The 25,874-nt window shown below is 55.8% G+C and carries 28 protein-coding genes and 1 other annotated feature; of the genes, 15 read left to right on the forward strand and 13 right to left on the reverse strand.

Annotated elements, in window-relative coordinates; all coding sequences use genetic code 11:
• Window positions 1–135: 135 nt before the first annotated feature.
• Window positions 136–1,470, reverse strand: a complete 1,335-nt coding sequence (locus tag B30_RS02890; protein WP_009570506.1) for a TrkH family potassium uptake protein — start codon at window positions 1,468–1,470, stop codon at window positions 136–138.
• Between the two features lie 3 nt (window positions 1,471–1,473).
• Window positions 1,474–2,238, reverse strand: coding sequence for a potassium channel family protein (locus tag B30_RS02895; protein WP_009570507.1), 765 nt, complete (start codon window positions 2,236–2,238; stop codon window positions 1,474–1,476).
• Window positions 2,239–2,446: 208 nt separating this feature from the next.
• Window positions 2,447–2,504, forward strand: a sequence feature (sul1 is cis-regulatory element that is thought to sense ions involved in sulfur or methionine metabolism; They are found in Alphaproteobacteria).
• 66 nt (window positions 2,505–2,570) lie between these two features.
• On the opposite strand from B30_RS02895, the gene B30_RS02900 reads away from it, so the two are divergent.
• A complete protein-coding gene (locus B30_RS02900) occupies window positions 2,571–4,061 on the forward strand; it encodes a SulP family inorganic anion transporter (RefSeq protein ID WP_009570508.1) in 1,491 nt (496 codons plus the stop codon).
• A gap of 14 nt (window positions 4,062–4,075) precedes the next feature.
• The gene (locus tag B30_RS02905) at window positions 4,076–4,933 is read left to right on the forward strand and encodes a universal stress protein (protein ID WP_009570509.1); all 858 of its coding nucleotides are present in this window, start codon (window positions 4,076–4,078) and stop codon (window positions 4,931–4,933) included.
• Between the two features lie 62 nt (window positions 4,934–4,995).
• Here B30_RS02905 and B30_RS02910 read toward each other — a convergent pair whose 3' ends face one another.
• The 3 genes from B30_RS02910 to B30_RS02920 all read right to left on the reverse strand — a co-directional run bounded on the left by B30_RS02910 (window position 4,996) and on the right by B30_RS02920 (window position 7,672).
• Window positions 4,996–6,489 (reverse strand): multicopper oxidase family protein, encoded by a 1,494-nt coding sequence (locus B30_RS02910; RefSeq protein ID WP_009570510.1) that lies wholly within the window; start codon window positions 6,487–6,489, stop codon window positions 4,996–4,998.
• A gap of 79 nt (window positions 6,490–6,568) precedes the next feature.
• Window positions 6,569–6,967: a hypothetical protein gene (locus B30_RS02915; RefSeq protein WP_009570511.1), complete on the reverse strand. Its 399-nt coding sequence runs from the start codon at window positions 6,965–6,967 to the stop codon at window positions 6,569–6,571.
• Window positions 6,968–7,006: 39 nt separating this feature from the next.
• Window positions 7,007–7,672 carry an ArsR/SmtB family transcription factor gene (locus tag B30_RS02920; protein WP_009570512.1) on the reverse strand — a complete coding sequence of 222 codons (666 nt, stop codon included), beginning with the start codon at window positions 7,670–7,672 and terminating at the stop codon, window positions 7,007–7,009.
• Window positions 7,673–7,767: 95 nt separating this feature from the next.
• On the opposite strand from B30_RS02920, the gene B30_RS02925 reads away from it, so the two are divergent.
• From B30_RS02925 to B30_RS02935, 3 genes are all read left to right on the forward strand, one after another.
• Window positions 7,768–8,619 (forward strand): sterol desaturase family protein, encoded by an 852-nt coding sequence (locus tag B30_RS02925; RefSeq protein ID WP_009570513.1) that lies wholly within the window; start codon window positions 7,768–7,770, stop codon window positions 8,617–8,619.
• Window positions 8,616–8,888, forward strand: a complete 273-nt coding sequence (locus B30_RS22310; RefSeq protein ID WP_009570514.1) for a hypothetical protein — start codon at window positions 8,616–8,618, stop codon at window positions 8,886–8,888. Before B30_RS02925 ends, B30_RS22310 begins: the two co-directional genes overlap by 4 nt.
• A gap of 258 nt (window positions 8,889–9,146) precedes the next feature.
• Complete coding sequence (locus tag B30_RS02935; RefSeq protein ID WP_198430588.1) at window positions 9,147–9,467, forward strand: rhodanese-like domain-containing protein; 321 nt, start codon at window positions 9,147–9,149, stop codon at window positions 9,465–9,467.
• A gap of 4 nt (window positions 9,468–9,471) precedes the next feature.
• Here B30_RS02935 and B30_RS02940 read toward each other — a convergent pair whose 3' ends face one another.
• Entirely contained in the window at window positions 9,472–9,792 is a 321-nt protein-coding gene (locus tag B30_RS02940; RefSeq protein ID WP_009570516.1) for a YnfA family protein, read from the reverse strand.
• Window positions 9,789–10,325 (reverse strand): Crp/Fnr family transcriptional regulator, encoded by a 537-nt coding sequence (locus tag B30_RS21655; RefSeq protein WP_157789778.1) that lies wholly within the window; start codon window positions 10,323–10,325, stop codon window positions 9,789–9,791. The genes B30_RS02940 and B30_RS21655 overlap by 4 nt, the downstream gene beginning before the upstream one ends.
• 68 nt (window positions 10,326–10,393) lie before the next feature.
• On the opposite strand from B30_RS21655, the gene B30_RS02950 reads away from it, so the two are divergent.
• A complete protein-coding gene (locus tag B30_RS02950) occupies window positions 10,394–10,948 on the forward strand; it encodes a hypothetical protein (RefSeq protein WP_009570518.1) in 555 nt (184 codons plus the stop codon).
• A gap of 58 nt (window positions 10,949–11,006) precedes the next feature.
• Here B30_RS02950 and B30_RS02955 read toward each other — a convergent pair whose 3' ends face one another.
• From B30_RS02955 to fliF, 6 genes are all read right to left on the reverse strand, one after another.
• Window positions 11,007–12,326: an MFS transporter gene (locus B30_RS02955; RefSeq protein ID WP_009570519.1), complete on the reverse strand. Its 1,320-nt coding sequence runs from the start codon at window positions 12,324–12,326 to the stop codon at window positions 11,007–11,009.
• A gap of 9 nt (window positions 12,327–12,335) precedes the next feature.
• A complete protein-coding gene (locus tag B30_RS02960) occupies window positions 12,336–12,593 on the reverse strand; it encodes a metal-sensing transcriptional repressor (protein ID WP_040401744.1) in 258 nt (85 codons plus the stop codon).
• Window positions 12,594–12,977: 384 nt separating this feature from the next.
• On the reverse strand, window positions 12,978–13,712 hold the full coding sequence (gene fliP, locus B30_RS02965) for a flagellar type III secretion system pore protein FliP (RefSeq protein ID WP_009570521.1): 735 nt from the start codon (window positions 13,710–13,712) through the stop codon (window positions 12,978–12,980).
• A 5-nt stretch (window positions 13,713–13,717) separates the two neighbouring features.
• Window positions 13,718–13,996 (reverse strand): FliM/FliN family flagellar motor switch protein, encoded by a 279-nt coding sequence (locus B30_RS02970; RefSeq protein WP_009570522.1) that lies wholly within the window; start codon window positions 13,994–13,996, stop codon window positions 13,718–13,720.
• Window positions 13,989–14,624, reverse strand: coding sequence for a FliH/SctL family protein (locus B30_RS02975; RefSeq protein ID WP_009570523.1), 636 nt, complete (start codon window positions 14,622–14,624; stop codon window positions 13,989–13,991). The genes B30_RS02970 and B30_RS02975 overlap by 8 nt, the downstream gene beginning before the upstream one ends.
• Window positions 14,624–16,267, reverse strand: a complete 1,644-nt coding sequence (gene fliF, locus B30_RS02980; RefSeq protein ID WP_009570524.1) for a flagellar basal-body MS-ring/collar protein FliF — start codon at window positions 16,265–16,267, stop codon at window positions 14,624–14,626. The genes B30_RS02975 and fliF overlap by 1 nt, the downstream gene beginning before the upstream one ends.
• Before the next feature lie 127 nt (window positions 16,268–16,394).
• Here fliF and B30_RS02985 point away from each other — a divergent pair, with 127 nt between their 5' ends.
• The 9 genes from B30_RS02985 to B30_RS03025 all read left to right on the forward strand — a co-directional run bounded on the left by B30_RS02985 (window position 16,395) and on the right by B30_RS03025 (window position 25,867).
• Entirely contained in the window at window positions 16,395–16,895 is a 501-nt protein-coding gene (locus B30_RS02985; protein ID WP_009570525.1) for a flagellar basal body-associated FliL family protein, read from the forward strand.
• Between the two features lie 10 nt (window positions 16,896–16,905).
• Complete coding sequence (locus tag B30_RS02990; RefSeq protein WP_009570526.1) at window positions 16,906–17,313, forward strand: hypothetical protein; 408 nt, start codon at window positions 16,906–16,908, stop codon at window positions 17,311–17,313.
• Window positions 17,310–17,939 carry a MotE family protein gene (locus B30_RS02995; protein WP_009570527.1) on the forward strand — a complete coding sequence of 210 codons (630 nt, stop codon included), beginning with the start codon at window positions 17,310–17,312 and terminating at the stop codon, window positions 17,937–17,939. Before B30_RS02990 ends, B30_RS02995 begins: the two co-directional genes overlap by 4 nt.
• A gap of 76 nt (window positions 17,940–18,015) precedes the next feature.
• Window positions 18,016–18,885: a flagellar motor stator protein MotA gene (gene motA / locus B30_RS03000; RefSeq protein WP_009570528.1), complete on the forward strand. Its 870-nt coding sequence runs from the start codon at window positions 18,016–18,018 to the stop codon at window positions 18,883–18,885.
• The gene (locus B30_RS03005) at window positions 18,882–21,305 is read left to right on the forward strand and encodes a hypothetical protein (RefSeq protein ID WP_009570529.1); all 2,424 of its coding nucleotides are present in this window, start codon (window positions 18,882–18,884) and stop codon (window positions 21,303–21,305) included. The genes motA and B30_RS03005 overlap by 4 nt, the downstream gene beginning before the upstream one ends.
• Window positions 21,306–21,541: 236 nt before the next feature.
• Window positions 21,542–23,632: a flagellar biosynthesis protein FlhA gene (flhA, locus tag B30_RS03010; protein WP_009570530.1), complete on the forward strand. Its 2,091-nt coding sequence runs from the start codon at window positions 21,542–21,544 to the stop codon at window positions 23,630–23,632.
• Window positions 23,629–24,405 carry a flagellar biosynthetic protein FliR gene (locus tag B30_RS03015; RefSeq protein WP_009570531.1) on the forward strand — a complete coding sequence of 259 codons (777 nt, stop codon included), beginning with the start codon at window positions 23,629–23,631 and terminating at the stop codon, window positions 24,403–24,405. Before flhA ends, B30_RS03015 begins: the two co-directional genes overlap by 4 nt.
• A complete protein-coding gene (locus B30_RS03020; RefSeq protein WP_009570532.1) occupies window positions 24,405–25,499 on the forward strand; it encodes an EscU/YscU/HrcU family type III secretion system export apparatus switch protein in 1,095 nt (364 codons plus the stop codon). The genes B30_RS03015 and B30_RS03020 overlap by 1 nt, the downstream gene beginning before the upstream one ends.
• Window positions 25,499–25,867 (forward strand): hypothetical protein, encoded by a 369-nt coding sequence (locus B30_RS03025; protein ID WP_152003511.1) that lies wholly within the window; start codon window positions 25,499–25,501, stop codon window positions 25,865–25,867. The genes B30_RS03020 and B30_RS03025 overlap by 1 nt, the downstream gene beginning before the upstream one ends.
• The last annotated feature ends 7 nt before the right edge of the window (window positions 25,868–25,874 follow it).

Genomic DNA, 25,874 nt, shown 5'->3' on the forward strand with positions numbered 1-25,874 from the left:
GGAAATGGCTTCGTGATCTTTGATCCTCGGGGCTGCTGCGCGTGGATGATTTTCCTCAACATGCGGCGCGTTTGGCCCCAATGTAGTACCGGGCTGCCGCGTACAAATGATTTCTGGCACGGTCTCCAAAGTCGCTCATCCCAGATAGACCGTACCAGACGGATAGGAAATCCGCTTTGGTTTACGCGTCGCAAGCAGGAAACCCAGCGTCAGAGGCCCCACGCGTCCAACAAACATGATGAACATGATGACAATGCGGCCGGTTGTGTCGAGGTCACCGGTCACCCCACGCGACAGCCCGACGGTCCCAAATGCCGAGACGGTCTCAAAGGCAACATCGAGAAATTCGCCCTCATGAAAGACGAGCATGACGAAAAGGGCAAAAAGGATCAGCAGGACACTCACCATTGCGAGGGCAAGGACCTTCATCACCTGATCGGCGCCCAGTCTGCGCCGGAAAACGTCAAGATGCTGGTGTCGTTTGAAAAAAGCATAGGTTGCAAGAAGCAGTACGATAAATGTCGTGACCTTTATGCCGCCCCCCGTCGAGGTGCTGCCTGCGCCGATGACCATCAGCGTCATGAACATGAGGGTCGTGCCATCGGTCAGACTGCCGATATCAACCGTATTGAAACCTGCTGTGCGTGTCGAGGCGGCTTGAAACCAACTGGCCCAAAGACGGGGCGCCCAATCGAGTTGCCCCAATGTGGCAGGATTATTCCATTCCATCACCGCAAAGGCCGTTGTGGACCAGATGAGGAGTGATGCGGTTCCCACAAGCATCAGCTTGGTATGCAGTGCGAAACGATGCCATTTCCGGGTTCGCCAGATATCAGTGGCAACCGTGAAGCCGAGACCTCCGAAGATAAAGAGCACGGGGACCACGATATTGATCACTGGATTGCCCACCCATTGGCTCAAACTGTCGGGAAAGAGAGCAAAGCCGGCATTGTTGAAGGCAGAGATCGAGTGAAAGAGTGAGTGCCAAATCCCCATACGCCAGCCGAACTCAGGAATGAAGACCAACGCGAGCAGAGCCGCGCCGATCAATTCACAGAGCAGGACGACACGGAGGATCATTTTGGTCAATTCGAGAAGGTCGGTCGCAGAAGTCTGGTTCAGATCTTCACGCAGATACAGATGATGGGTAAACCCCACCGGCATCCCGAGCATGGACAGGATCAGCACGGCGAACGTCATCAAGCCAAGTCCACCAAGCTGGATTAGAAAAGCGATCACGGCTTGACCGAAGATGGTGAAATTGCTTCCGGTGTCGAGCACAGCAAGACCCGTGACAGTCACAGCCGAAGTTGCCGTGAACACCGCATCGGACCAGGTGATCGGAGCGGCGGTAGAAAACGGTAGCATCAGCGCCACCGCGCCGAGTGCGATGAAGGCTGCGTAGATCAGCACAAGAACGAGTGGCGGAGGAAGGTGCGAGACCTTCCGTTTTGCGACAGGGCGCGACATTGATCAGCTCCCGTAGCGGAGATCATCCCCGAAGTGACGGAGGTCAACGCGCTTGCCGAGCAACAGGAGTTTGTCGCCTTCCTTGAGTTTCAGATCACCGCTTTCGCAAGAGAGGAACTGGTTCTCGCGCATGGCGCCAAGCGGTCGCAGATCGTATTTTGAGAAGATGGCGGGATCGTTCACGGGCTTGCCGTCAAGCCGCGCAGGAACTTTGAAGTCGACAACATGGTATCCGTTGCCAAGGCTGACATAATCCCGCACCAGAGGGTTGTGCAGCATCTGGGCGATATGCTGACCAACCTCTTGTTCGGGCAGGATCACCCGATCCGCGCCGAGTTTGGTCAAGATGCGGTGATGTGTCCGGTTCAGGGCTTTGACCCAGATCGTCTCAAGGCCGAGCAGTTTGACATTCATGGTGCACAGGATGTTCGCCTCGAGGTCTTCACCGATTGCCACAATGGCAACATCGTAATTCCCCACACCAGCTTCCTTGAGGGCCGCTTCGTCCTTGCCATCCGCAATGATCGCTTCGGTCAGTGTATTGGCCAACCGCGTGACATGCCGTTCATCGGTATCAATCCCGAGCACAGGGTTGCCAAAGCGGGCAAGTTCACTGGCAACTGTGCTACCAAAGGTTCCAAGGCCGATCACGGCAAAGCTTCTGGTTTTCAAAGGTCGGGCCTTCCGGCTGTTAATGCTGTCCGCATGTAACGCGTTTTTTAAAGGAAATGGCAAGGTGATGGCCCAAATAAGCAACCAACGGTCCATGACATTCTGCGTGGCGGCTCGAAATTTGATACGGCGCGCTGTTGCCCTCGCTTTTTACGGCGCTGCTATCGTCATATTTTCGCTCCGCGGCCCGACCTCAAACTGTGCAAGTCTTGCATTAAATGCATCCGTTGCTGAGATTTGCCTTGTTGATTGTCATAGAGGCGTTGGACATTTGCGTGAACTCTGATACTCGGCTTCCAACGAACATGGAGCCGGGTGAAATTCCCGGCTGGCTCCTCCGGCCGCCTATCCGCCGGATAACCCATCAACAGATGACATTAACAAAGACCGCTGGAATTGGCTGGCGGCCTATGGATACAGAACTGTTCATGATCTCTCTTTCTCAATACAAGCGTCAGTGGACGCATAACATTCGCGGTGATCTTCTCTCTGGACTCGTGGTGGCTCTTGCCCTCATCCCCGAAGCGATCGCCTTTTCCATCATCGCGGGCGTGGACCCCAAAATTGGCTTATACGCCTCATTCTCCATCGCGGTGATCGTTGCGATCACTGGCGGGCGGCCGGGTATGATTTCGGCCGCGACCGCTGCGACGGCCGTTCTCATGGTGACGCTTGTGCGTGATTATGGGCTGGAATACCTGCTCGCGGCCACTGTGCTGGCGGGGCTTTTGCAAATCGGCGCGGGGGTGTTGAAGCTGGGCTATGTCATGCGTTTCGTGTCGAAATCCGTCATGACGGGTTTTGTGAATGCCTTGGCCATCCTGATTTTCATGGCGCAATTGCCGGAACTTGACCCGGCGAAAGTGCCGATGCTGACCTATGCGTTGGTGGCTGGCGGCCTTGCCATTATCTATCTGTTCCCGCGGATCACCAAGGCCATTCCCTCGCCGTTGGTCACCATCGTGGTGCTGACGATTTTGACCCTTGTGATGGGCTGGGATGTGCGCACTGTCGGTGACATGGGTGCGCTGCCCGACACGCTGCCGGTGTTCCTGATCCCGGATATTCCGCTCACTTTCGAGACGCTGTCGATCATCTTTCCCTACTCCGTCGCGGTCGCTATTGTCGGGCTTCTGGAAAGTCTGATGACACAGCAGATCGTCGATGATTTGACCGACACACCCTCGGATCGCAATCAGGAGTGCATCGGGCAGGGCATCGCCAACACCGCCACCGGCTTTATCGGCGGCATGGCGGGCTGTGCCATGATCGGCCAGTCGGTCATCAACGTGAAATCCGGCGGTCGCGGGCGGCTTTCGGCCTTTGCCGCGGGTGTCTTCCTTTTGATCATGGTTGTGGCGCTTGGCGATATCGTGGCGATGATCCCGATGGCAGCCCTTGTTGCCATCATGATCATGGTCTCAATCGGGACGTTCTCATGGTCGTCTATCAAGAACCTGAGCGAGCATCCGAAATCCTCGTCCATCGTGATGCTGGCAACGGTGTTTTTCGTGGTTTACACTCATAACCTCGCCATCGGTGTTCTTGTGGGCGTTCTGCTTTCGGGCATCTTCTTTGCCTGGAAAATTGCGCAACTGTTCCGCGTCCGCAGCGAGGTCACACCGGACGGCAGCCACCGCACCTATACCATCGAGGGCCAACTGTTCTTTGCGTCCTCTGAGGATTTCATGAAGGCCTTCGATTTCAAGGAAGCGCCGGAGAAGGTGACGATCGACGTGAGCCGTGCCCATATCTGGGATATTTCCTCGGTGGCGGCCCTGGACATGGCCGTGCTCAAATTCCGCCGGGAGGGTGCAGAGGTCGAAATCATTGGCCTCAATGAGGCATCCGAGACCATCGTCGACAAGCTTGCCGTCCATGACAAGCCGGGCGCGATGGATCAATTGATGGGCCATTGAGGGAGAACCAGACCATGACAACGAAAACACTGATCGCCCTTGTCGACGGCTCTGCCTATTCAGAGAGCGTTTGTCGTCACGCGGCATGGATTGCGGACAAGACCAAGTGGAAGGTCAAACTCTATCACGTGATGAATCGGCGCGATGACGTCGAAAAGCAGGACCTGTCCGGGGCAATCCGGCTGGGCGCACGCAGCGAACTTCTTGCGCAACTCTCCGAACTCGATGCGGCGCGGGCAAAGCTCTCTCATGCGCATGGCCGTGCCATTCTCGAAGATGCCAAGGCGCTCATTGCGGGCGATGGTGTTATCGAGGTGGAAACCCGTCTGCGCCAGGGTGATCTGGTTGAGACGGTGACAGCCAAGGACGAAACCGGCGACATGATCGTGGTGGGCAAACGCGGCGAGACCGCAGGCCTTGCTCTGGAGCATATCGGTTCCAATCTCGAACGCATCGTGCGCGCAAGCCACAAGCCGGTGTTCATCGCCAATCGGGCCTTCAAACAGATCGAAAAGGTGCTGGTGGCCTTTGATGGCGCAAGTTCCTCGCTCAAGGCGGTGGATTTTATCGCGCGAAGCCCGCTCTTTGTGGGGCTGAAGGTTGCGCTTGTGTTCGCGGGAAAGGACACGCCGGAGATGACGAAAGCGCTGGACAGCGCTGTCTCAACGCTCAAGGCGGGAGGCATTGAAGCCGAAACGATCATTCAAAGCGGCGAACCCGAAAAAGTTCTGTCGCAACTGACGGCGCATGAGGGGTATGATCTTCTGGTCATGGGGGCTTATGGCCACAGCCGCATTCGGTCTCTCCTTATTGGGTCGACCACGACGGAAATGATCCGCTTGTGCCATGTGCCTGTGTTGATCATGCGATGACCTGATCGCCATTGACCGAGACCGCGGGGCGCTCGATCCGAACGCCCCGCCGCAGTTCAGATCTACGCCGAAACGGTAAATTCTGTCATCATACCCGTCGCCAGATGCGGCATATGATGGCAATGCAGCATCCAGCGCGCGGCCTCGCCTGCATCGAGTGCGACATCAATCATCGACATCGGTGGTACGTAGACAGTATCCCGTAACGCACCCGTATGTGCGCGTCCATTCAAGCCGATGACTTGAAACACGTGGCCATGCAAATGCATCGGGTGGCCCATCATCGACATATTATGGAACGACAGCATGACACGGTCCCCGGTGCGCGCAGTGACCGGCCTGTGTTGGCCCCAGACGGTGCCGTTGATCGTCCAGACATAGGGCTGCATCGCACCGCCGAGCATCAGCATATGAGTGCGATCCACGGCCCGGTCCGGCAGGGCGTCCAGCGCGATCAGGTGCGATTCCTGTACCAGATCGGTGTCGAAGGCGGGCGCATCGGACTCTGCGACAGAGTCAAGTTGCCGGATTTCCGCCCCCTGCGTGGCGAGGATCAGGCCGGTGCGTTCTCGGGCACCTTCGCGTTGGGCAAGGATCGGCCACATGCCGCCGCCAGCGGGCAGGTCAATCTCAACGTCCAGCCGCTGACCCATGGCCAGCCCGAACCGTGTACCCGAGACCGGCTGGATAGCGTGCCCGTCCACCGCGACAAGTCGCGCCTGCTCAGCACCCGTTTCGATCCAGAACACCGTGGCCGCAGAAGCGTTGATGACCCGGAGGCGGATGCGACCGTTCCGCTCGACCTGCACCACGTCCGGGTCCGACAGCGTCCGGTCGTTGGCAAGATAAGCGTCCCAGTTATAATCGTTCAGGTCCATGGCCATATCGCCCATGCCCATCATCCCGCCCATGCCCGGCATGTTGACGATTGCGTGATGATCCATGCCCTGCATCGGCATACCTTGCGTGGGGGACGGGTTGGCATCGACACCATGTCCTGTGTCGTGTCCACCCGCATGGCCGCGGCTGATTTCCGCGAGAACCTCTTCAGGTGTCTTAAACGAGAAGTCATGGAGGAACATCACAACCTCTTGCCGGTCGATGGTCAGGTCCTCGGGCGAGCGGACAATCAGTGGTGCGGCGAGCAGTTGCATTTCTTGTGTGGGCACATGGCTGTGCATCCAGTGTGTGCCCGGTCGTGCGTCGAAGTCATAGGACCGGGTCTCGCCCGGTGCGAGCAGGGGCATGGGCATGTGTGGCACACCGTCCTGTACGTTGGGCGGGATCTGGCCGTGCCAGTGAATGATCGTGCCAACGCCAAGAGTGTTGGTCAGATCGACCCGGAACCTTTGTCCGGGGTTGAGCGTCAGCCCTTGACCTCCGGGACCGGCAAGACCCAAGACGGTCGCCGCTTGCCCGTCAATGTCAAGTGTGCGGGTGGTGGCGGACAATTTGAAAGGCACCAGAGACTGCGCGATGGCAGAATGGGGCATCTGTACAGCGGCAATTGCCGAAGCACTTGCGGCAAGAAAACCGCGTCGTGAAAAGGTGTTCATGGTCGTCTCCTTGGGACATGCCGTCCCGTTCTGAATGCCGATAGGACGCCGCAGGCTTCGGCCTGGACGCACTTAGACGTTAGAAGAGACGGAGCTGAGGAGGACGTTCGTTCAATCCTGGTACATTCACGATGTGGTTCGCATCAGAGGGGACGGCATGGGTGGCAGCGCTGTAAGGGTGTGTGGCCACCGTTCCATTCGGAATCAGAAAGGCCGACAGGCCCGTGCAAACCATATTGCACATTGCCTTGTCCGCAGATCCGCAGTTGTGCTTTTCGCCACAGGCAGGCTGCCCAATGTCAGTCGAATGGATCATCTCACTCAGATGCGATGCGTGATCCGGACCAGTGGTCAGATTCATGCGCGCCGCATGTGCCGAGGCCACCATCGTGACCACGGCGATCAAAACTATGGAAAAAAGGGTCACAAGACGGGCTGACATGCGAGAAAGATAGGCATTGCTCAGGCGAATGTCCATGGCCGCGCCGCTTGTCGGCGTTAGTCCCCGATGACAAGTTTAGTCTCCGTTGACACGCACCTTTCGCCCATCTTCGCGCCATTCCGGTAGCCCGCCTTCAAGGCGCCGGGCATTGAAGCCATGCTTGCGCAGGGCGGTGACCGCCTGATGGGCATAGACACAATAGGGTCCGCGGCAATAGGCCACGATTTCGGTGCTTGGGTCGAGCATCGATAGGTGTCGCTCCAATTCTGCAAGCATCATGTTGCGTGCCCCCGGAATATGGCCCGCAGCGAATTCGTCGGCGGGCCGGACGTCCAGTACAGTCACAGACCCCTCGGCAAGCCGTCTGGCCAGATCCTCTCTGGTGATCGGTTCGGGTGCGTCCTGCCCATCCGACAGTCCCCGCAAAATCTGATCGACCTGTGTGAGGTTGCGCTCGGCGACGACGCGCAGAAGGTCCATCAGGTCCAGTGTCTTCGTATCTGTCAGCCGATAGATCACGGCCTTGCCCTCGCGGCGGCTCGTCACCAGCGCCGCCCGCCGGAGCTGCTGCAGATGCTGTGAACAGTTAGCGAGTGTGAGGCCAGTCTTTTCTGCAAGCGCCTCTACCCCACGCTCTCCCTGCGCCAGTTGTTCGAGCAGCATCAGCCGCGCCGGGGCGGAGAGGGTGCGCGCAACGAGAGCGTATTCTTCGAGAAGGGCAATTTTCGGGCTGGTTGACACAAGTCGCATCCTGACGTTAGATCAATCAATCAATCAATCAATCAATTGAATAATAGTGAATCCATCGCCCTGTGCAACCCTGGAGGCCCGTGCTGATGCCCCAGTCTATCCTCAGTGCCGAACCAACCATTCGTCTTGCGGTCTTTCTGGGCGTTTTGGTGGCGATGGTGCTATGGGAAGTCGCCGCACCGCGCAGGCGGCGGGACATCCCGCGCGTCATCCGCTGGACCAACAACCTTGCGCTGGTGGTGGTCGACACGATCCTTCTGCGGCTCAGTTTCCCGATCCTCGCGGTTGGCCTTGCCGCGATGGCGCAGGATCGCGGTTGGGGGCTCTTGAACAACGTCGATGTGCCTGTCTGGGTCTCGGTTGGTGTCTCGATGCTTCTGCTCGACTTGGCGATCTACCTCCAACATGTCATGTTCCATGCCGTCCTTGGACTTTGGCGGCTGCACCGGATGCACCATGCCGACCTGGATTTCGACGCGACGACGGGTCTGCGCTTTCACCCGGTGGAAATCCTGATTTCCATGGGGATCAAGCTGGCGGTGGTCGCCGCCCTTGGCCCGCCTGCCGTGGCGGTGCTGTTGTTCGAAGTGATCCTGAACGCAACGGCTCTGTTCAATCATGCCAATATCGACTTGCCGTGTCCGGTGGACAGGGTGCTGCGTCTTATCGTGGTGACGCCTGACATGCACCGCGTCCACCATTCCGTTGATCCGCGCGAGACCAACTCGAACTATGGCTTCAGCCTGCCATGGTGGGACCGCCTGCTGGGCACCTATGTCGCGCAGCCCGCGAAAGGGCATGAAGAGATGAAGATCGGCATCGAGCAGTTCCGCACGCGTCGCGACCTCTGGCTCGACCGGATGCTGATCCAGCCCGTCCGCGGCCCGGCTTCGGGCCCTGCGCTCGATCCACTCATCTCCGTGAAGGACGCTGAATGACATATACCCATGGTATCTGCGAGAACCTGCGCCCGTCTCTGGAAAAGCTTTTGCAGGTGTTTTTCGTCGGCCTGACCATCGGCGTCCAACGCACTGTCATCCCGGCACTTGCCGAAACCGAATTCGGCGTTGTTCAGGGGTCAATCACCACGATCTTTGCCCTCGTCACATGGCGTAACCACACCCGTCCTGACGCGGCTCGGCGCTTGGCGTCTATCGTTTCTGGCGGGATTCTGGCTATGCCATCGGGGCGCTCGCCATGGGGCTGATTGTGGATGCGTCGGGGATGCTCGAAGCCGGGTTCTGGCTGATCATCGGGATGGAGGAAACCCATCCGCGCAAACGTCCCTGATCGGTATCGCTACCGGAACCAGACCAAAGAACCCGCTCCCTATTTTTAATCGGTTAAGAGGAGAAACCGGATGAAGTTGCAGCACCTACTCTTGGCGACGACTGTCGCATTTGGCCTTAACGCGGCACCTGCCCTAGCACAGGATACGGCCATAGACGCTATGGAGGAATACTTGATGTTCTCGGATTACGAAGCCGGCATTATCCTGCCCCAGCAGCTCGATCAAACCGTCTTTGAGACTGCGCTCTTCGTTGACACCCGCGATGCGGGCCAGTTCGAGGAAGACACGATCCCCGGTGCCGTCAACATTGAGTGGCGAGAAGTGCTTGACCGGATCGAGGAAATCCCCGAGGACCGCATGACCATCCTCTTCTGCAATACCGGTAGCCTGTCGGCGCAGGCCGCCTTTGCGCTGCGGGTGGCGGGGCGGTCGAACGTCGTGGTGATGCAGACCGGCTTTACTGGCTGGCAGCAGGACGCGGCTTATAAACCCTAACCGCTTACCCGCGGTGAGGCAGCAGGATCAGCGCGCTCCCGACCAGACAGAAAGCCAATCCAGCCAGATCCCAGCGGTCTGGCCGGTTCCCTTCTACCAGCCACATCCAGATCATAGATGCAGCGATATAGATCCCACCATAAGCCGCATAGGTGCGCCCAGCGATGTCACTCTCGGTGCGGGTCAGTGCCCAGGCAAAGAAAGCCAGACTTGCGAGACCTGGCATCAGCCAGAGCGCGGATTTGTCGAGTCGCACCCAAGCCCAGACAGCGAAACACCCCGCGATCTCAGCTATGGCTGCCACTATGAACCAGACATAGGTCATTCTTTCGCCCCTTTCCGGCGTCGGGCCAGTTCCCGGTAGAGTGCTTCGCGGGTCACGCTCAATTCATGCGCCACATCCTGCCATCGGCCTTTTGGGGGCAGATGGTTTCCGGCACCAAGCCAGGCGTCCAGCCGGTCGGCCACTTTCGGCAACGATCGGATTTCTGACCTGAACCGTGCAGCCTGAACCCCTCGGGCCAGCGTGGCGGCCCAGGTCGCGGCAAGGTCGGAGTCCGCTGCCAAAGCAGACAGAAAAACAGACTTGGGCAATGTCTGAACGATGCTGTCTGCCGCCGCAATCGCATCACAATGGTAGCTGTCTGAATAGGCCGACGCCTCAGCCAAGACCATTCCCGGCATGGCTCTTTGCAGAACCATTTTCGTACCATGCACCGTATGGCGGCACAGATGAATGTGCCCCGCATTCACCATAAACATCTCGGATACTGGTGCGCCGCTGCGAAATAGAACCTGTCCAACGGCGAGGTAAACGGATCGTGATCCGGTGAACAAGGGTTCCAAGTTCTTCAACATGACTATGATCATATGAAGGATATGACAGGCCTGCAATAAAGGAGGCAACTGGAAAGGCGGAACATCCCATGAAATTGATCCCACTGGCCCTTATAGCTTTAACCTTGCCCGGCTTTGCTCTTGCGCAGGACGAAATGGACACCAACCATGCGCGCCATTTCATCCATCAGGACACCCCACAGTTGAATGAAGGCGGACAATCTGCCTTTGCCGCTATTCAAGAAATCACGGCCGCGCTAATGGCCAATCCCGCGACAAACTGGAGTACGGTGGATGTCGAGGCTCTGCGCCGTCACCTGATCGACATGGACAACGTCACGTTGCGTGCTGATGTTGCGACAGAAGAGATCGACCGTGGGGCGCGGTTTGTCGTGACCTCCACCGATCTGGGCACCGTGGCCTCGATCCGCGCGATGGTGCCCGCGCATGTGGCCACAATGAACGGTGTGGAAGGATGGGCCATGCAGGCGGAAGAGGTCGAAGGTGGCGCGATTATGACCGTCACCGGATCGGACACAGCCCGCATTCGGGGCCTTGGCTTTATCGGATTGATGACCGTGGGTATGCACCATCAAGCCCATCACATGGCACTGGCATCGGGCCAGAACCCCCACGATCACTGACGTTTCCCATTAAGGTTATTGTCCATCTGGCCGGTGCGTTGTTCCGTCTCGTCTACTCTCAGAACTGTGACCCCCACCGGGGATGTGCGTCGTCGATGACAAGGGGGTGGGCGTGATGCCGATGCCCCTGAAGATGCGGGTGATCGAGTGGCAGGTTGTCGTGGGTGTGTGCAATAATCTCCGGGTCCTCGACTTGCCAAAGTCGAAGTGCTGTCACCATTCCAACTGACGCCACCGCTGCCAGCGCCACGAGTGCAGGCACCGTCCCGAAAGCCGTCATCAGCCAGCCGGACAGTGGGTAGGTCACCAGCCAGCAGGCATGTGACAGGGCGAATTGCGCGGCGAAGACCGCTGGTCGGTCCTCTGCATGGGCTGAGCGGCGCAGCAATCGGCCCGAGGGGGTCTGGACGGTGGAATAGCCAAGGCCGATGACCAGCCAGATACCCAACAAAAGTGGCAAGCTAAGGCCAACTGACATGATCGCTAGTGCGAGGAAAACAAGCGCTCCAACCATGGCCCAGGCTCCGGCAACCATCACGGGCCTGTCCGCCAAGCGATCCAGCGCACGCGGCAACAGCAGTGCGGCGATCATGCTGCCGGCACCGAAGGCAAACATCGTCCAGGCCAGCGCGCTTTCACTTCGCCCCAACTGCCCCCGGACAAGAATCACCGAGTTCACCAACACCATTGCCCCGGCACTGGACACCGCGAGGTTCAGCCCCAAAAGCCCGCGCAGGCGCGGCGTGGCCAGGTAGATGCGGATGCCCCGCGTCGTGCGGTCGTAGATGCCGCGTGGCTCGGACGCTTTGGGACTGGGCAGAAGGACGGAAACGACCAGCAGGGCAGAGGCCGTAAACCCGACCACGGTGCCAAAGAAGAGGCTGTTGTAGCTCATCACTGCCAGAAGAAGCGCGGCAAGCGTCGGGCTGACGATGTTTTCCAGATCATAGGCCAGCCGAGACAGAGACAGCGCGCGGGTATAGCGCGCGTCCTCGGGCAAGACATCGGGGATCGTGGCCTGAAACGTCGGCGTAAAGGCGGCCGAGGCCGATTGCAGCAGGAAGATGAGGACATAGACCTGCCAGATCTCGGTCACGAAGGGCAGGCAAAGCGCTGTCGCTCCACGCACCAGATCAAGTGCGACCAGAAGGGCACGGCGGTTCACACGGTCCGCGAAGGCCCCGGCAATAGGCGCGATGCCGACATAGGCCACCATCTTGATGGTGAACACTGTGCCCAGCACCATCGCCGCCCCGTCGCCCGCCAGATCATAGGCCAAAAGCCCAAGCGCGACCGTGGCCAGTCCCGTGCCCAAAAGCGCCACCACCTGTGCAAGGAACAGGTGGCGATAGGTGCGGTCGGACAGGATGTCGAACATCTGAAACCTCTAGAGATAACGGGAAATAGCTTTGAGTTCCGTCCGGTCCTGGCTGTCATCCGCGTCCAGACAGTGATCCATGTGATCATGGATCAACGCTTGCTTGGCGTTTCGGATCGCGCTTTCCACGGCCTGCAACTGTTGCGCCACATCCAGACAGGGCCGCCCGTCTTCGATCATTGAAATGACCGAACGCAAATGCCCTTCGGCACGTTTCAGCCGGGATACGACCTTAGGGTGGCTTGTATGGGTGTGAGAGTTTGTCATGTGCAAGGAATAACCTCCCCGGGGGGATGGCGCAAGACGCCGAACACCCGACATGAACAGCAAGGGACAGGCAGACCCATGTGAACTGGCGAAGCGAGATCGCGCTTGATACGCCGGAGCTTGTTGCCCTGCCGATACAGTGGCCTATTGTCGGAAGGATTGCCGTATCAAATCGGGCAATCGTCAAAAGGTCATGGGGCTGGCCGCGCCCAATTTCATCAAACGTATTGCTTAGGCTTTGCCAATGCCGAGCACACTTAAACCATTTGCCGAAGAAAGCGGCTACTTTGGGACTATGTGGCAAATCGCGGATGACGGCAGGCGTTTCCGAAACGGTGGTCGAGTTCCGCCTGAGCGTGCAGTCGAGGTGGCGCATTCCATCTGCTAGAAATAGCTGCGCACCAATGCGCTTGAAATCAGGGCCCATCCGTCTGAGACGACGAAAAACGCCAGTTTAAAGGGCAAGGAGACGATGGCAGGCGGCACCATCATCATCCCCATCGACATCAAAATTGCCGAGACAACGAGGTCGATGATCAGGAAGGGTAGAAAGATTAAAAACCCGATTTGAAAGGCGCGTTCTATTTCTGACAAAAGGAAAGACGGGACCAAGAGCGACAAGGGGGCGTCGCGGGAGACGCCGTCGATTTCCCCCAAATCCATGCGCAACTCTTGAAGTTGCGAGAAAGTATCTGGGTCGATCCGGTTTGACATAAAGCCGCGAAACGGATCGACGGAAAGGGCGAAGGCCTGTTCCAGTTCGACTTGGCCATTCACAAAAGGTTCGACCCCGTTGGTCCAGCTTTCCATGAACACCGGCTCCATCACGAAATAGGTCAAAAACATCGCGAGGCTGACCATCAACATGTTTGGGGGTGATTGCTGTAGGCCAATCGCCTGACGCAGGATGGACAAAACGGTGACGATGAACGGGAAACAGGTCAACGTCACGGCAATGCCGGGCACAATGCTCAGCACTGTGACCAAGAGCATGATTTGGATGGACCGCGTGGCAAGGGATCCATCCTCGCCAAGGTTGAGGGTGATGTCCTGTGCAACCGCCGTATCTGCATAAAGCGCCAAGCCAAGAATGAGCGCGGGCAGTAGAAAACGCCGCATGAGCCTCACAGCCCGTTCTTGAGATCGGCCACTTCGGTCAAGCGGACCGCAAGTTGGCCTGCTTGATCACCATCGAGTTCTTGCAACTCACCACGGGCGATCAACTTGTCGCCGACATAAAGTTCGACGGGGTCGTCCACAGTGCGGTCCAGCGCCAGAATACTGTCGCTTTGAAGTTTGAGCAAATCCTTGACCAAAGGCCGCGCCTTTCCGACGGAGATCATGATTTCAATCGGCACCTGTGAAAACGGGTGCGCATTGGTGTCGTCGCTGTCGTCAACCATGTTTCATGGCCTCCTCGTTCAATGCATAGACCGCGTTGATGGCTTGGCCGATCTTGTCGACCGCCGCATCCATATCGATCCTTTTTTCCAGCTCTCCCATGCGCAGATAGACCTGCCCGTCTGCGAGGCTGGGTTCTTCAATGATTTCCAATGGAATGGTTAACGACTCGTCAATGAGGCGCTGAATTGCCGGACGTGATGCGGGAGAGATCACAATTTGAATCGGTGCATCCGAGGCCTCTTCGGCCATTGGGAGGAGATGTTCCAAAATTGTTTGACCTAAAGTTTCCGTCACCAATTGCGGCAAAACCTTCGCCACCATTTCGGACAAAAGCGGTTCCAAAGCCTTCATGATGTGCGATCGCGCCTCGTGAAATGTGAAGCCTAAGTCCTGAAGATTACGGGCAAATTCCGCACCGATGCGACCCTGATCTTCGGCTTCTGCCGTTGCGGCGTCATCCCATCCTGCCTTATAGCCTTGCTCGTAGGCGGCCATCCGGTTGGTTTCGATTTCCTCGGGAGTGGGTCCGACAGGGGGAGCCGCAGGTGCAGGCGTTTGCGCGGTCTGCCGGGTCGGGGCTTTTTTAGGCGTAGCACCGAAATCTTCCAGCGGGAAAAGAGATTTCATCAGGCGTTCTCCTCCGTGTCTTCCATCCAGCCACGCAGGATTTCAACCGTTTCGTCCTGACGGTCTTCGATCAGTCTTTTCAGGCGCTTCACCGGATCATTGGAAATGCCAAATTCTTCGTCGCCAAAGTCGAAATCTGAAACCACACCAAGGGTTGGTAATTCAAAGCCGCCATCAATTTCCCCATTGAGCGCGGGCACATTGGAGCGCGGCATCTCCGGCATGGGAATCGTTGCCAGCATATTGTCCATTCCGCTTCGCTCAGCGGAGTCCGTTGGGGCCGGAAGGGCAGAAGCAGTGGGTTTGGACAGGATCGGACGCAGCACAAATAGACCCAAAACCAGCGAAACAACCGCCAAAACCGCAAGTTGGATGATCGACATCAGATCAACGTTGATCCCGGAAATCAGTGAACTCTGCGCCTCTGTTCCTGCAATGAGGAGGGGTTCGAACTCCATCGTTTTGATCGTGATCTGATCGCCACGAGCCTCATCCAATCCGATGGCGGAGGTCACAAGGGCGCTCAACGCGGCCAATTCCTCCTCGCTGCGCGGGGTCCATATGGTTTCCTCCGTATTTGGATCAACTGTTCGGATTCCATCAACCAAGACAGCAACCGTCAGTCTTTTGATCGCGCCTGGACCACGTTGAACTTCACGGCGGGTTTCCGAGACCTCATAGTTCACGCGCTCACGCGTTTCGCTGTTGTTTGAACTCGAATCACCGCCTGCGGCACTGGTCCCATTGGGCAGGTTGGAGGCGACTGTCACAGATCCATTGCCAGAATCCTGCGAAGAATTGGAACGCTCTTCGGTTTCCGAGCTGATGGCCACGCGGCCTTCCGGGTCGAATCGATGTTCGAAAATGGATTCTTGATCGGTCACCGTTTCGAGCGACACTTCAACCACGGCTTTGCCCACGCCCACGCGCGCCTCTAGCAAGCGCTGAACATTCTGGCGCAGTTCATCGGCGCGGTCTGTGCTGGACGATGCCCCTGCTGTGGCGTCATCGCTTGATACGACCACGCCGGAGCGACCATCAATCACCGACACGTCCTCAGGGGCCAGGCCGGAGACCGCAGAGGCGACGAGATAACGAAACGCCTTGGCTTGATCCGTGGAGAGGGCGCCGCTGGTGGTGATGATTGTGACGGAGGCCGAGGCCGCGATTTGGCGTTTGAAGGGCTGCGAGGAGGGATTGGCGATCAGCACTCTTGCAGAGCGAATTTGTGGCGATGAGACAATCGTGCGCGCGATTTCGCCCTCTTTTGCACGCCAATATGCCGCGTCGAACATCTGTGACGTGGTGCCAAAGCCCGACAGGGAATCAAGCAATTCATATCCGCTGGTTGAATTCGCAGGCAGCCCTTCGGAGGCAAGCGTCATGCGCAACTCATCTCGGGCATTCGTGGGGACAAAGATTGCGCCGCCGCGAATCTCATAGGCCACGCCTTGCGCCTCAAGCGATTGCACAACCTCGCCGGCCGCACTCGATTCGAGCCCGGAATACAAAAGCGCCATGGAAGGTTTGGTCACCATCCGAGACAGCCCGAGAATCGCGGCGAACATTAGCACAGTTGCGCCAATGACAACCACCCGGCGTTTCGGGTCGAGGTTGGACCAAACAGAGAGGATCTGTTGCAAGACGTCACTCCTTAGATGTGCGGGCTTCTGCCCCCGTCTGTTTTAAGGAATGTCTGATGAGCCTTAACAATCGGTTAGCTAACTTCAGGATAAAACGGATTCGAGAAAGAAATTTTTGGATGGACCCATGGCTGACGCTGAACAGCTCGACGAAGAACCAAAGAAAAAATCGAAACTCCCCCTGATCCTGGGGGTTGTCCTGATGTTGGTTTTGGGCGGCGGGGGATTTTTCGCCGTCTATTCAGGCATGTTGTTCGGCGCTGCAGGGGGGCATGAAGAAGAGCAATTGAGCGCATTGGAGGGGGAACCACTTGCGCTTTTGCCAAGCGTCGCCTTCGTGTCTGTTGAGCCTTTGATCGTCAATCTCATTGATACCTCCGGGCGCGGTCGCCACCTGCGGTTTCAGGCGCAATTGGAAGTGCCTTTGCAGTACGAGCAAGAGGTGATCACCCTTCTCCCCCGCGTTGTCGATATTTTGAACGGCTATCTTCGTGCGGTTGAAGTGTCAGAACTTGAAAATCCCTCTGCCTTGGTGCGGTTGCGGTCGCAGATCTTGCGGCGGGTGCAGATTGTTGCGGGTGAAGGACGGATCAAGGACGTTCTCATCATGGAATTCGTGGTAAATTGAGGAGCCCGATATGGAACTGATTGCTGATATCTTGATGATCGCCGGGACCTTCGCCGTGGGTGTGTATTGCGCGGTTCTTGCTCGCCGGCTCAGTCGGTTTACCGATCTTGAAAAAGGTGTTGGTGGCGCGATTGCCGTCTTGTCCGCTCAGGTGGATGATATGACCAAAACATTGATTAAAGCACAAAAAACAGCGGCGGGGTCTGCGGTGAAACTCGAAGACCTCACATCGCGCGCTGAGGATGTGTCGCGTCGTCTCGAACTGTTGATCGCCTCCATGCATGATTTGCCCGAAGCCCCGAAAGCTGGTCCAACCGTGGTTTCGTCCGTTGCTCCGCGGCCTGGTTCGGCAGATGGCAACATTGAAGGCGAAACCTTGTTTTTGAGTCAAAGAACACGCGTGGAGGCCGCAGAATGAAAGCGCCCAAAACAAAGGCGAAAGGCAAGACGCCCAAACGCAAAATTCGCTCAGGGCGTGGGGCTCTTTGGATCATCGCGTTGGTTTTTTTGACCTCCGCTGTGGTGCGTTTGGCGTCGGGCACCGGGGCTGCAATTGCACGGGAGGTTTCGGATCTAGCGCATGATGTGGGAACAGAATCGCATGGGGCGGCTGCTCCGGTTGCTTGTCAAACCGATGAGGAAACTCAGGCGCTGATTGCGGTACTTCTAAAGCGTGAAAAGAGTGTTAAGGAAAAAGAGCTATTGGTCGCTCAAAAAATGAAAGAAATCGATGTCGCGAAAGCTGAAGTTCTGGAAAGCATGGGCGTTTTAGAACAAGCGGAAGCGCGTCTTGAAGCGACCATGGTCCGATCACAATCTGCGGCTGAGGATGACTTGGCAAAGCTCACAACCGTCTACGAATCGATGAAACCCAAAGAAGCGGCAGCGTTGTTTGAGGCGATGTCGCCCGATTTTGCTGCGGGTTTCTTGGGGCGTATGCGTCCAGACGCGGCCGGTGCCGTGATGGCGGGGCTTAAGCCGGAAACAGCCTACACAATTTCTGTCATTTTGGCGGGCAGAAATGCCAATGCCCCAAGTGAATAAGATGCATTTGACAGACTTTTTTAAGAGGTTTGTGACAGGGTTATCTCACCTGGATTCTAGACTAAGGACATAAAATATGATCGGTATTGTTGGAATTTTGCTGATCTTTATCATGGTGTTCGGCGGCTATATTGCCGCGGGCGGCAAGCTTGGCATTATTCTCAAATCGTTGCCCTTTGAGTTCATGATGATCGGTGGTGCCGCTGCGGGGGCTTTTGTGATTTCCAATGACATATCCGGCATCAAACATACGCTGAAGGATATGGGGAAAGTTTTCAAAGGTCCAAAGTGGAAGCATGAAGATTACAAAGACCTGCTGTGTCTCTTGTTCGAATTGATCCGGCTGGCAAGACAGAACCCGGTCGGGCTTGAGGAACATATCGAAGCGCCTGAAAACTCTTCGATATTTACGAAATACCCCAAAATTTTGAGTGACAAAGAAGCGGTCGCTCTGATCTGCGACACTTTGCGCTCGGCCTCCATGAACTATGATGATCCGCATCAAGTTGAGGAGGTACTTGAAAAGCGTCTTGAGGCGAATTTGCATCACGCCCTTCATTCGTCCCACGCGATGGCGGCGATCGGTGACGGGCTTCCCGCGCTTGGGATCGTCGCCGCCGTGCTTGGCGTTATCAAAACGATGGCGTCCATTGACCAGCCGCCAGAAATCTTGGGCAAAATGATTGGCGGGGCCCTCGTTGGAACATTCCTGGGGGTGTTTCTGGCCTATGGTCTGGTTGGGCCCTTCTCGGCAAAAATGAAGGATGTCATCGAGGAAGACGGACATTTTTACCAACTCATCAGAGAAGTGCTTGTTGCGAACCTTCACAACCATGCCACGAATATCTGTATCGAGGTTGGACGCCAAAATACACCTGGCCATTGCCGACCAAGTTTTGCCGAGTTGGAAGAAGCCCTAAAAGAGGTCAAATCGGACGCCGCATGATCCGCGTTTTTACCGTCATTCTTGCGATTTTCTTTTTCCCGCTGACATTGCGGGCGGAGTCGGTTGTTCTCCTGTCTGGAGAGCACGCCGATTTTTCGCGCATTGTTCTGCAGTTTCCGACTGTTGCGGATTGGGAATTTGGACGAAAGGGCGACGATTATGAGTTTCGCGTCTCTGCGCAAGGCATCGAATTCGATGCGAAAGCTGTTTTCGACAAGATTCCCAGAACCAGAATAACAGCCATTTCAACTGAGCCATCCAGCTTTGTCATTCGGGTTTCGGGTGCTGTACATGCCGATGCTTTTGAACTTCGGGAAGGGCGTATTGTCATCGACATTAAAGATGGTGCGCCGAGTTCCGAGTCAAAATTTGAGCGACCTATTCCAGCCGTTGAGACAAATCAAGTCATGGAGAATGACAGTGCTTTTCCTTCTCCTCCTGGGGCCGAAACCGATGAAACATTGCAAACACTTATGCCCAGTGTGGCGGAGGTTAATGTCGCTGAGTCTATGCTGATTTCTGGCGATGGCCGCGATGATCTTGGGGGTGTGCAAGAGGATACGGTGGGTCAGGAAATTGGCCAAGACGGTTTGGAGTTCCCGATTGTGTTTGGCAACGATCAAGCCGGTGACAATCATTTTGAGCCACCACCATTATCAACCATGGGAGATTACGAAAGGGACGCGGAAAAGCGCAATCAACGCGTGGACGAACTTCAGTTGCAGTTGCTTGAACAGGTCGGGCGGGCCGTGTCTCAAGGATTGCTGGATGCGGATGTTACCCCGACTGAAACCATTGTCGAAGAGGCCCAATCCCATACACTGAATGAAGAGGACAAGACTCAGAAAACGACCCCGGAGGCCGAAGTCGAGTTCCCAAAAGCTGATCGTAGCCACGTTCGCATTCAGTCTTCAATTGATCGTGAGCAATTGCGGTCTGCCGAGTCTGAGCGTCGCGATGAATACGACAACATCTGTCTTGAGAATACTCTGGTGGCCATTGAGGATTGGGGCGATCCATTGGATCAAGGGCTACAACTTTCAATGTTTCGTGCGGGCGCGATTGGAGAATTCGACAATCCTGATCCCGAAGGGGTCAAACGTCTGGCGAGATATTATCTTTTCCTCACATTTGGTGTTGAGGCGAAGTCGGTTTTAACCAATTTTGGAGTGACGGTTGAAGGGCACGATGTGCTTTGGGCTATCGCTGACATTATGGATCATGGATACGCATCCAACGCAGGGCGTCTGGACCAACAATTTCGATGTGATGGGGAAGTAGCCTTTTGGGCTGTTATGTCCAAAGAGCACCTGAATGCTTGGGACGATTACAACAAAGACAGTATTTTGGCGACGTTTTCCGCCCTGCCACTGCATATTCGTCGCCACCTCGGACCTGTTCTCTCAGAGCGATTTCTTGAGATCAACGATGAGACGAGCGCGAAATACATTCAAAATGCGATTGCTCGCGCCGAAGGTGAACATGGCGATGCATTCGACCTGCTCGACGCTGAATTACAACTCGCAAATGGCGGGACCGCAAAGGCCATTTCAACATTTGAAGATATTGTCGGTCAAGACGGCCCCATGGCGGCTGACGCTTTGGTGCGCTTGATTGAAACTAAGGCGATATCTGGTGAAACCATTGACCGAAAGTTTGCGGAGAATGCCGAAGCCATGGCCGTAGAGTATCGTGGCAGCGCGGAAGGCCTTGCACTCCAAAACGCGGCAATCCTGGCGCGCATTCATTCTGGTGACGCGGACATTGCGCTTCGGCGCGCCCTTGATAGAGACAGGGAGACCGACACTGACAAGGAGGCTATTGACAGCTTGATGTCCGCGGCTTTGGAACAAGTGACCTCAAGCAAAAATGACATGGTTTTTTCCAAGGTCGTGATCGGAAATCTCCCAAAAATTTCCAGTGCGGCTCTCACAGATTCGGCACGTCTCAAAACAGCACAACGTCTCGTAGGTATGGGCTTTTTCGATTCTACGTTGGAGATGATGACTCTCTACTCGGGTGAGAGTGAAGACGAGGCAAAGCTGATATTGGCCAAGGCTTTTTTAGGTGTTGGAGAGTTCGACGCGGCTCTTCGATATGCCACCCAACTTTCGGGGGAAGAGGCGCGGCATGTCGCGGCAAAGGCATATTTTTATATGAATGCGCCCGAAAAGGCGCTTCAAACACTTGAAGGATTTGGCGATAGTTCTGATAAGGACACATTTGCAATTGTGGCAGAAGACTGGAATAGCCTCGAAGGTTCTCAAAAACCTGCAATGGCTCAGTTCGCAGCATCCGTGCTGGCAACGCCGCAAATTTCTGAGAGCAACGCTACAGGAGCGCCGAGCCTTTCGTCTGTCCAAGACATCCTTTCTTTAAGTCGCAACAAGCGCAGTGTTCTTGAGGCTGTTCTTGACTGAAAACATGAAACGTTTGGCTCGCGTACACTCTTTGTAAACCACGTTCACCATAGTCTCGTCGAAACAGTAGCAAGAATTGCAGCAGACAATGAGAGTATGGTTTATTTCCAAAGCGCCTGATTTTCTTTCAGACCAGAGTGTCGCAGACAGCGCTCAATCACGACGCTTCAAACCACACCTCCCAAATCGTGCAACCCAATTTCTTCGACTGGATTTTACTTTTTTGAGGCAGCGCGATGACCTTTAACCTCAAAGAAATATTTAAACCCACAATTTTATTGGCGCTGGCGCTCATGGTGGTCATCGTCATGATGGTCTTGCCAGTGCCGTCATGGATTCTCGACCTTGGGCTCGCCACAAGCTTCGCGCTGGCCATCCTGATTTTTACCGTCACGCTTTTTATTGAACGACCGCTGGATTTTTCGGCTTTTCCCACTGTTCTTTTGGCGAGTCTGATGTTGCGCTTGTCACTCAATGTGTCCTCCACAAAGCTCATCATTGGCCAGGGCCATACCGGTACAAATGCTGCCGGAAATGTCATCGAAGGGTTTGCAAGCTTTGTGATGAGCGGTTCGGTCTTGCTTGGCTTGGTTGTCTTTACGGTCTTGTTGATTGTGAACTTTATGGTGATCACCAAAGGTGCTGGCCGGATGGCGGAGGTGGGCGCTCGGTTTGCACTGGACGGCATGCCCGGACGTCAACTTGCCATTGATGCCGATCTTTCCGCCGGCGCGATCACCCATGAACAAGCCAAACTCCGCCGCGAGTTGGAACTGGCTGAAACCACCTTTTTTGGTTCATTGGATGGGGCTTCGAAATTTGTGAAGGGCGATGCGGTTGCGGGCCTTTTGATCACCCTTATGAATATCATTATGGGATTGGTCATTGGCGTGGTCGTGCATGGTATGCCGATTGGGAAAGCCTTTGAAACCTATGCGATTTTGACAATTGGAGATGGGTTGGTCAGTCAGATCCCTTCGGTTATCATTTCTATTGCCGCCGCACTTCTTCTCGCAAAGGGAGGGACAAGCGGCGCTGCCGATCTTGCGCTCTTCCGTCAACTGGGTAAATATCCGCCCGCGCTCTATACCGTTGCAGTGTTGATGACTCTCTTTGCGTTTGTTCCTGGCCTGCCTTTTGTGCCTTTCATCGGCGGGGCTGCGATCTTGGCTGGAAGCGCTTATTATATGGCGCGCAAGAATGACAAAGAGGCAAAAGAGCAGACGAAACAGGAGGTCAAGGCAAGCGCAGAGGCAGAAAAGCCAGAGTCCATGGGCGATATTCTGGATCTTGATGACATCCATGTTGAGTTTGCCCCAGATCTTGTCGCGATGGTTCTTGATCAACAGACAGGACTTGATGCCCGTATCGTGAACATGCGCAATCATGTTGCTACCGTGTTTGGTCTCATTCTGCCTGAAATTCGTTTGACCGATGATCCGACCCTGCCAGCGGGCACATATGTTGTTCGAATCCAGGGGGTGGAACAGGCCCGTGACCGCTTGCGCAAAGATCAGGCTTTGGCCCTTGTCTACGGTGACGCAAATGGATTGCCTCTTGGTGAAGACGTGTCTGAGCCGGTATATGGTGCGCCTGCGCGTTGGATTGATCCGTCCAAAAAAGAAGACGCCGCATTGATGGGATGCACGGTTGTGAGTGCGACCGAAGTCTTGGCCACGCATCTCCTCGAAGTGATCAAGCGCAATTTCCCACGTCTCTTGACGATGAAATCTCTGCGCAGATTGCTGGATGAAATGAGTAACCTGTCAGACACAAGGCGGGCTGAGGCCAACCAAAAGCTGCTCAATGACATGATCCCAGAGCGGGTTCCGATGGATTTGTTGCTCTCCGTGCTTCGGCTGTTGCTTGAGGAGCGGGTGTCCATTCGAAACATGGCGCTGATTCTCGAGTCGGTTTCCGAAGCTCGCGGTGCCCATTCCACTGCGGAATCTATCTGTGAGCACGTTCGTCAACGCCTTGGATTTCAACTGATTTCTGAGATCAAGCGCGAAGATGGGACCCTGCCACTTTTGCAGCTCGCGCCAGAATGGGAAGATCGGTTCACGACCTACCAAATCGAGGGAGAGCGCGGGAGTACCGATGTTGCATTGCCACCAGCAGAGTTTAACAAACTTGCCAAAACCATGGCGGATAAAATCGCCAAAGCTGGTGAAACGGGAATTTATCCGGGTATCGTGACTTCGACGCGCCGTCGGCGGTTCCTGCGCACAGTTTTGTCTGCGCAAGGCATCCACAACCCGGTTTATTCGTTTGAGGAAATCGGAACGGATGCCAAGCCCTCCCTCGTCGGATTGGTGCCCGCATGACGGTAGAGCTTGGCGATCTGATTGGATTGAGCCAGGCAGGGTTCGCCGTTGCATTTCTGGTGTTTCTACGCGTTGGTGCGGTCATGGCCGTTCTTCCCGCCTTTGGCGAACGCTCCATCCCGGAGCGTGTGCGTCTGGTTCTGGCCATTTGTTTTACGGTGATCGTTTTCCCGGCCGTTGCGCCACAACTTCAAACCTTGGCGTTGATGCCATCGGGCCTGGCAAAAGGTGTCATGACCGAAGTGATTTCAGGGCTTTTGCTTGGTTTGGCGCTCAGGATATTTGTGATGGCGCTTCAGATCGCAGGAACGATGGTGGCGCAATCTACATCCTTGTCGCAGATTTTCGGAGGCGGTTCCGTGGAGGCCCAGCCCGCCATCGGGCATCTGCTGTCAGTGTCTGGACTGGCGCTGGCGGTGATGCTTGGCCTGCATGTGCGCGTGGCCGAAGTGTTGATCCTGTCCTACGACTATTTCCCCCCCGGCCTTTTCGTCGCGCCTCAGGATGTGATGGTCTGGGGGGTGGGGCATGTCTCGAAAGCCTTCTCGATCTCTTTCACGCTCGCCGCCCCGTTTGTCGTTGGATCGCTGATCTATAACGTCGCGCTGGGCGTGATTAACCGCGCGATGCCGCAATTGATGGTCGCTTTTGTCGGTGCGCCAGCGATCACACTTGGCGGTCTTTTGTTGCTGTTCGCCACGGCACCGATCCTACTTGAAACGTGGCGCTCAGGTTTTGCGCAACTGCTCATTGATCCGTTCGGAGGGCCATGATGGCAGAGGGCGATGATGACAGCGATAAACAATATGAACCGTCACAAAAGCGGCTCAATGATGCGCGCAAAAAGGGTGAGGTTCCCCGCTCAAACGACCTGACCACGGCCGCCGCCTATTTCGGATTTATTATTGCCGCGATGGGGCTTGGCGCGGGCAGTCTTCAAGGCATGGGCACCACGTTACAATCGCTACTGGCAAATGCCGATCTGAATGCACAGGCGTGGTTTGACGGGTCGGGGCGCCCCTGGACGCTGGGCCTGATGACCTCTATCGGAGGAAACATGCTACCATGGTTTGCCATTCCGGCGGTTTTGGCTCTGACAACAGTTTTTGCCACCAGGGCGATGATTTTTGCACCCAGCAAGCTTGAGCCGAAGCTCTCAAAAATCTCACCCATTTCGAATGCCAAAAACAAATTTGGACGCTCTGGTCTGTTTGAGTTTGCCAAAAGCTTTTTCAAATTGCTGATCTACTCGATCGTGCTTGGGTTTTATCTCTATTCAAAACTTCCAGAAATCTTGGCGACGGTTTCACTGAGCCCCGGCATGGTGACGACCACATTGGTCAAGCTGGTGATTGGGTTCATGACCATTGTTTTGGTGATTTCTGCTTTGATCGGCGGCGTGGATTTTCTGTTTCAATACACCGAACATATTCGCAAACACCGCATGTCGCGCAAAGAAATGACGGATGAATCAAAGGATCAAGAGGGCGATCCGCATTTCAAACAGAAGCGGCGCCAAAAAGGCTATGACATCGTGATGAACCAAATGCTCGCGGATGTGCCCAAAGCGGATGTGATCGTTGTGAACCCGACTCACTATGCGGTGGCATTGAAATGGGATCGTCTGGCAGGTGGTGCGCCTGTTTGCGTGGCTAAGGGTGTGGATGACATTGCTGCGCGCATTCGCGAAGTGGCCAACGAGAACGCGATTCCGATTCACAGCGATCCGCCAACGGCGCGCGCCTTGTATGCGACGGTGGAAATTGGCGACCAGATTCTGCCCGAACATTATCGTGCGGTTGCGGCCTCAATCCGCTTTGCCGAGGCGATGCGCAAAAAGATGAAAACCCAATTTGGCGGTAAATGATGTCCAAAGACCTTAAAAAACTAAAAAGCCTCAAAGATATTGCAGAGTTGTCCTTGACTGCAGAGCTGGCCAAACTTGCCGCGATCAAGCGCGAAGAAGAGGGGCCGAAGGCGAAGTTGCGAGAGATCGCAGCGGCCCGTGCGCAGCGCGTTCACCATGTTGGAACGTCTGAGGGGTTTGACATGGCGAGCCTGATGGGGGCCGATTCTGCCTGGTATCGGTGGGCTGAAAAGGAAAAGCGCCAAGCCTTGAGGGACTTGGCGCAAATTGCCGAACGGCGTGAGACTCAGCTTGGAAAAACGCGGACAGCTTTCGGTAAAAAGGATGCCCTGGATCGGCTCACCGAGCGTCACGCCGGAAAGACGTGACGCCAAC

The organism is Celeribacter baekdonensis B30 (assembly GCF_000299875.1).
GTDB classification, from domain to species: domain Bacteria; phylum Pseudomonadota; class Alphaproteobacteria; order Rhodobacterales; family Rhodobacteraceae; genus Celeribacter; species Celeribacter baekdonensis_A.